At 72.7% G+C, this 6155-nt stretch carries 3 protein-coding genes; 2 read left to right on the top strand and 1 reads right to left on the bottom strand.

The annotated features are described in order from the left end of the window. Positions 1–1502 (top strand): glycogen debranching protein GlgX (glgX, locus tag VK640_08830; protein HTE73289.1); only part of this gene is annotated, 1502 nt, incomplete at its 5' end. Further along, a complete protein-coding gene (treY, locus tag VK640_08825) occupies positions 1495–3894 on the top strand; it encodes a malto-oligosyltrehalose synthase (GenBank protein ID HTE73288.1) in 2400 nt (799 codons plus the stop codon). The genes glgX and treY, both read left to right, overlap by 8 nt. Here the strand turns inward: treY and VK640_08820 are convergent. Beyond that, positions 3891–6155, bottom strand: a 2265-nt coding sequence (locus VK640_08820) for a bifunctional diguanylate cyclase/phosphodiesterase (GenBank protein HTE73287.1), incomplete at its 5' end; no start/stop codon positions are given. The two genes, treY and VK640_08820, sit on opposite strands and share 4 nt — an antisense overlap.

Raw genomic sequence — 6155 nt, 5'->3', positions numbered from 1 at the left:
TGCACCAGTTCGTCCAGGACGCGCCGCTCGTCGACCGTGGCCTGTCGAACTACTGGGGCTACAACACCATCGGCTTCTTCGCCCCGCACAACGCCTACTCGTCCAGCGGTCAGCGCGGCCAGCAGGTGCTCGAGTTCAAGGCGATGGTCCGTGACCTGCACGCGGCCGGCATCGAGGTGATCCTCGACGTCGTCTACAACCACACCGCCGAGGGCAACCAGATGGGCCCGACGCTGTCCTTCCGCGGCATCGACAACCAGGCCTACTACCGGCTGGTCGACGGCAGCCCGGAGCACTACTACGACACCACGGGCACCGGCAACACGCTGCTCATGCGCCATCCCCACGTGCTGCAGCTGATCATGGACTCGCTGCGCTACTGGGTGCTCGAGATGCACGTCGACGGCTTCCGGTTCGACCTCGCGTCGACACTGGCCCGCCAGTTCCACGAGGTCGACCGGCTGTCCGCCTTCTTCGACCTGGTCCAGCAGGACCCGGTCATCAGCCAGGTCAAGCTGATCGCCGAGCCGTGGGACGTCGGCGAGGGCGGCTACCAGGTCGGCAACTTCCCGCCGCTGTGGACCGAGTGGAACGGCAAGTACCGCGACACGGTGCGCGACTTCTGGCGTGGTCAGCCGGCGACGCTGGCGGAGTTCGCCTCACGGCTCACGGGCAGCGCCGACCTCTACCAGGAGGACGGGCGGCGGCCGTTGGCGAGCATCAACTTCGCCACGGCGCACGACGGCTTCACCCTGACCGACCTGGTGTCGTACAACGAGAAGCACAACGAGGCCAACGGCGAGGGCAACAACGACGGCGAGAGCCACAACCGGTCCTGGAACTGCGGTGTCGAAGGCCCCACCGACGACCTCGAGGTGCTCAGCCTGCGCGAGCGGCAGAAGCGCAACGTCCTGGCCACGCTGTTCCTGAGCCAGGGCGTGCCGATGGTGCTGCACGGCGACGAGCTGGGTCGCACCCAGGAGGGCAACAACAACGTCTACTGCCAGGACAACCCGGTCGCGTGGGTGGACTGGGCCGAGGCGCGGGAGCACTGGGCGCTGACCGACTTCGTCGAGCAGCTCGCCACGCTGCGCCGCGACCACCCGGTGTTCCGCCGCCGCCGCTTCTTCCAGGGCGACCCGGCCCGCGGGTCGGAGAGCGAGCTCGGCGACATCGCGTGGTTCACGCCGGCCGGCGAGCACATGAACGCAGGCGACTGGCAGGTGGGCTACGCCCGGTCGCTGGCAGTGTTCCTCAACGGTGACGCGATCGCCGAGCCGGACGGCCGCGGCGAGCGGGTCAGGGACGACTCGTTCCTGATGTTCTTCAACGGGCACCACGACGACATGGACTTCACCGTCCCGCGTGAGGTCTACGGCGAGCGCTGGGAGGCGGTGCTCGACACGTCGGCCCCGCTGGTGCTCGACCGGCCGACCGCCAAGGCCGGCGAGGCCCTCTCGGTCGAGTCCCGATCGATCCTCGTGCTGCGCCGCGTTGTCTGACGTCCCGACCGGGACCTACCGGCTGCAGCTCCGGCCGGAGTTCACCTTCGACGACGCGACGGCCGTGCTGCCCTACCTGCACGACCTCGGCGTCTCACACGTCTACCTGTCCCCCGTGCTGCAGGCGGCGCCGGGCTCCACGCACGGGTACGACGTGGTCGACCACAGCCACCTCAACGACGAGCTCGGCGGCGCGGAGAGCTTCCGCCGGCTGTCCGACGCCGCCGCGGGGCTGGGCATGGGGGTCGTCGTCGACGTGGTGCCCAACCACATGGCGGTGCCGACCCCGGCCAGCCTGAACGCCGCACTGTGGTCCGTGCTGCGCAACGGCCCGGCGTCGCCGTACGCGCGGTGGTTCGACGTCGACTGGGCCGCGCAGGAGCGAGCCGTGCTGATGCCGGTGCTCGGCCGGCGGATCGGCGAGGTGGTCGCCGACGGCGAGATCACCCTGGACCGGACCGGTGGGCGGTCCAGCGAGCCGGTCCTGCGCTACTTCGACCACGTCTTACCCGTCCGGCCCGGCACCGAGGACCTGCCCCTGCCCGAGCTGCTCGACCGGCAGTTCTACCGGCTGGCGCACTGGCGGGTAGGTGACGAGGAGCTCAACTACCGCCGGTTCTTCGACATCGACACCCTGGCCGGGCTCCGGGTCGAGGACGAGCAGGTCTTCGCCCAGACGCACGCCGTGCTGCTGGCGCTGGTCTCCGAGGGCCGCATCCACGGGTTGCGGATCGACCATCCCGACGGGCTGGCCGACCCGCGGGGGTACATCCGGCGGCTCGCCCGGGCGACCGACCACGCGTGGGTGGTGGTCGAGAAGATCCTCGAGGGTGACGAGCCGCTGCCGACGGACTGGCCGTGCGCCGGCACGACCGGCTACGACGCGCTGCAGCGCATCGGCGGCGCCCTCGTCGACCCGGCCGGCGCGGCGCCGCTGACCGAGCTCTACACCCGGCTGACCGGCGAGCCCGGCGACTTCGCCGGCGTCGTCGGCGAGGCGAAGCGCTTCGTCGTCGAGCACGGGCTGCAGGCCGAGGTGGCCCGGCTGGTCGAGGTTGCCGCCGCGATCTGCCACGACCACCTCGCCCTGCGCGACCACACCCGGCGCGGCATCCGCGAGGCCCTGGTGGAGCTGCTCACGGCGATGCCGGTCTACCGGGCCTACGTGGTGCCGGGCGAGCCGGCGCCTGTGGCGTCCCGGGAGGTCCTGGAGGCCGCGGCGGCTGCCGCCGCCGGGCACCTCGCCGAGGACCGGCTCGGGACGCTGGACCTCGTCGTCGGGCTGGCGTCGGGCGACCTCGGGCGCGGCCCGCACCGGGACGAGTTCGTCGTGCGCTTCCAGCAGACCTGCGGCCCGGTGATGGCCAAGGGCGTCGAGGACACCGCGTTCTACCGGTGGCTGCGCCTCACCGCCCTCAACGAGGTCGGGGGCGACCCGGCCCACTTCGGCGTCGAGCCGGACGAGCTGCACCGCTGGTGCGCGCGCCAGCAGGCCGACTGGCCGGCCGCGATGACGACTCTGTCCACCCACGACACCAAGCGCAGCGAGGACGTGCGGGCCCGGCTCGCCGTGCTCAGCGAGCTGCCGGGCGAGTGGGCGACGGCGGTGACCCGGTGGCGGGAGTCGACCGCGCCGGTCCGCCCTGGCCGCCTCGACGCCAACACCGAGTACCTCATCTGGCAGACCGTCGTGGGGGCCTGGCCGATCGACGCCGCCCGGCTGGCCGGCTACCTGGAGAAGGCCACCCGGGAGGCCAAGCGCCACACGACGTGGACCGAGCCGGACGAGGACTACGACGGGGCGGTGCGCGAGTTCGCCGAGCGGGTCGTGGGTGACGAGGCGGTGCGGGCGCAGGTCACGGCCTTCGTCGACCGGCTGGCGTCACCGTTCCGCGCCAACGTGCTCGGCCAGAAGCTGCTCGCGCTCACGGTGCCCGGCGTGCCCGACGTCTACCAGGGCTGCGAGCTCGTCGACCTTGCGCTGGTCGACCCGGACAACCGGCGGCCGGTCGACTGGGCCGCCCGGCTGGCCCGGCTGGCGGCGCTCGACGAGGGCGAGCCGCCCCAGGACCTCGACGACGAGAAGCTGCTGGTGGTCTCACGGGCCCTCCGGCTGCGCAGGGCGAAGCCGGCCTGGTTCGGGGCCTCGGCGACGTACGACCCCGTCGACACGGGTACGCCGCACGCCATCGCCTTCTCGCGCGCGGGGTCGGTCGTGACCGTCGTGTCGCGGCTCACCACCGGGCAGGAGGGCTGGGGGCGGGCGACGATCCGGCTCCGCGACGGACGGTGGCGCGACGAGCTGACCGGCAGGTCGTACGACGCCACGGTCGCCGTGGCCGACCTGCTGGGCGACCTCCCGGTCGCGCTGCTCGTCCGACTGGGCGACTAGGTGGCGGGCTCCACCGTGGCCCGCCGGTCGGCGACGAAGTCGGCGGCCGGGCCTGGCCGCTGCAGGTAGTAGCCCTGGGCCTCGTCGCAGCCCAGATCGGCGAGGGCGCGCAGGGTCTCGACGTCCTCCACCCCCTCGGCGACGCAGGTGACCCCCAGGCTGTGCGCCATCTCGATGGTCCAGCGGACCAGGGCCGCGTCGGTGGAGCTGACCGTGAGGCCCTGCACGAGCGAGCGGTCGAGCTTGAGCACCGAGATCGGGAAGCGACGCAGGTAGAGCAGGCTCGCGTAGCCCGCACCGAAGTCATCGACAGCGACCGTGACGCCGGCGGCGACGACCCGCTGGAGCCCGAGCGTGGCCGCCTCCGGGTCGGCGAGGAGGGCGGTCTCCGTCAGCTCCAGCACCAGGGCGCGGCCGGGGAGGTCCCGTGAGGCGAGCTCGGCGACGACGAGGTCGGCGAACGACTCGTCGTTGACGTCGTGTGCCGACACGTTGACCGACACGGCGACGTCGTGGCCCTGCGACCGCCAGCGCACCACCTCGTCGAGCGACTGGGCGAGCACGACGCGGGTGACGCCCTTGATGGTGCCGGTCGCCTCGGCCAGGGGCACGAACTGCCCGGGCATCAGCAGCCCGCGGACCGGGTGGCGCCACCGGACCAGCGCCTCGGCGCGGACCAGGCGGCCGGACGCGATCTCGAACGAGGGCTGGACGTGGATCTCGAGCTCGCCGGCGTCGACACCGCGGCGCAGGTCGGAGTCCAGCTCCAGCTCCTCCCGGTCACCGCGGGCGAGGTCGTCGCGGTAGACCTGCCAGCCCGACCGGCGGCGCTTGGCGTCGTACATCGCGATGTCCGCGCTCTGCAGCAGCTGCCCGAAGTCCCCGCCGTGGTCGGGGGCGAGCGCCACGCCGATGCTGGCACCGACCGACACCTCGAGGCCGTCGATCGTGACCGGCTCGGTGACGGCCCGGCTGATCCGCTCGCACATCGAGCGGACCGCGGCCATGTCGCGCAGGCCGAGGGCCAGGACCACGAACTCGTCGCCGCCCAGCCGCGCCACGACGTCGTCGGCGTCTCGCACCACGTCGGCCAGGCGGCGGCCGATGACGGCGAGCAGCCGGTCACCGGCGTGGTGCCCGAGCGAGTCGTTGACGTGCTTGAAGCGGTCGAGGTCGAAGAGGATGACCGCGAGGCTGCGCTCACGGATCAGGTTGGCGTCCGCGATCTCGCGGACCGCCATCCGGTTGTGCAGCAGCGTCAGCTCGTCCCGCCGGGCGGTGCGGTGCATCTGGCGACCGTGCCGGGCGTAGCCGACGACGGAAAGTGCGAGCAGCAAGCAGCCGCCGGCGAGCAGGCCGACCGGGCCCAGGCTGGTCGGCGCCGCCCACGGCCCGGTGGCGCCCTTGACGGACACGACCACCGCCCACGACGAGGCCACGTTGGAGGCTGTCCGGGCGTGCTCGGTCACGTGGCGCTGGTCGCCGGTCGAGCGGGCCGAGCCGTCGCGCGCGGTCTGCACCCAGCGCAGCGACTTGTCGTCGGGCTGGCCGAGCGGCACCCCGACGTCCTGAGGGTGCTTGCTGTCGATGAGGACCCGCCCGTCGAGCAGGTCGACGACCCGGACCCGGTAGGCCGCGTCCTCGGGGTAGACGGCCAGCCGGAAGCTCTCGACCGGCACGTCGAAGTGCACGACCGCCGGAGAGACGTTGGCCGACCTGGCCACCTTGGCCGCGAAGGACACGACCCACTCGTCCGTGTGCGGCGAGCGGTAGGGCGCCGACTGGTAGACCTTCTCGTAGGGCAGCTCGAACGCCCGGTCGAAGAACGGGAGGTCGCTCCGGTCCGTGGCGAGGTCCTCGGCGTCGACGTCCCGGCCTTCGACGACCACGGCGTTCTCGGCCCCGCTGCGGTCGATGAAGCCGGCCCCGCTGATGTCGTTGGCGAAGAGGACCCCGAGGTCCGACAGCGCCTGGTGGATCCCCTCGGCGAGGCCCTCCTCGCCGACGGTGCCGGCGATCCGCTGTGCCCGGGTGCCCGGGGCGTCGTAGAAGTCCGCGAAGGCGTCGGAGTGGGAGGCGACCAGGGTGACGGCCCTGGCCCGCTCGGCGTAGTCGTCGAGGGCGGTGACGCGGGAGGCGCCGGCGAGCTTCAGGTCGTGGTCGAGGAGGCCACGGCCGCGCTCGGCCAGGATGCCGGTGCCGGCGGCGGCTGCGACGAGGACCAGTCCGAGCGCCAGCAGGGCAGCGCGGAACCGGTGCAC

The organism is Actinomycetes bacterium, from assembly GCA_035489715.1.
Taxonomy (GTDB): domain Bacteria; phylum Actinomycetota; class Actinomycetes; order JACCUZ01; family JACCUZ01; genus DATHAP01.
Note: the sequence above shows the minus strand (reverse complement) of the source record. Positions and strands in the feature narration are given on the sequence as shown.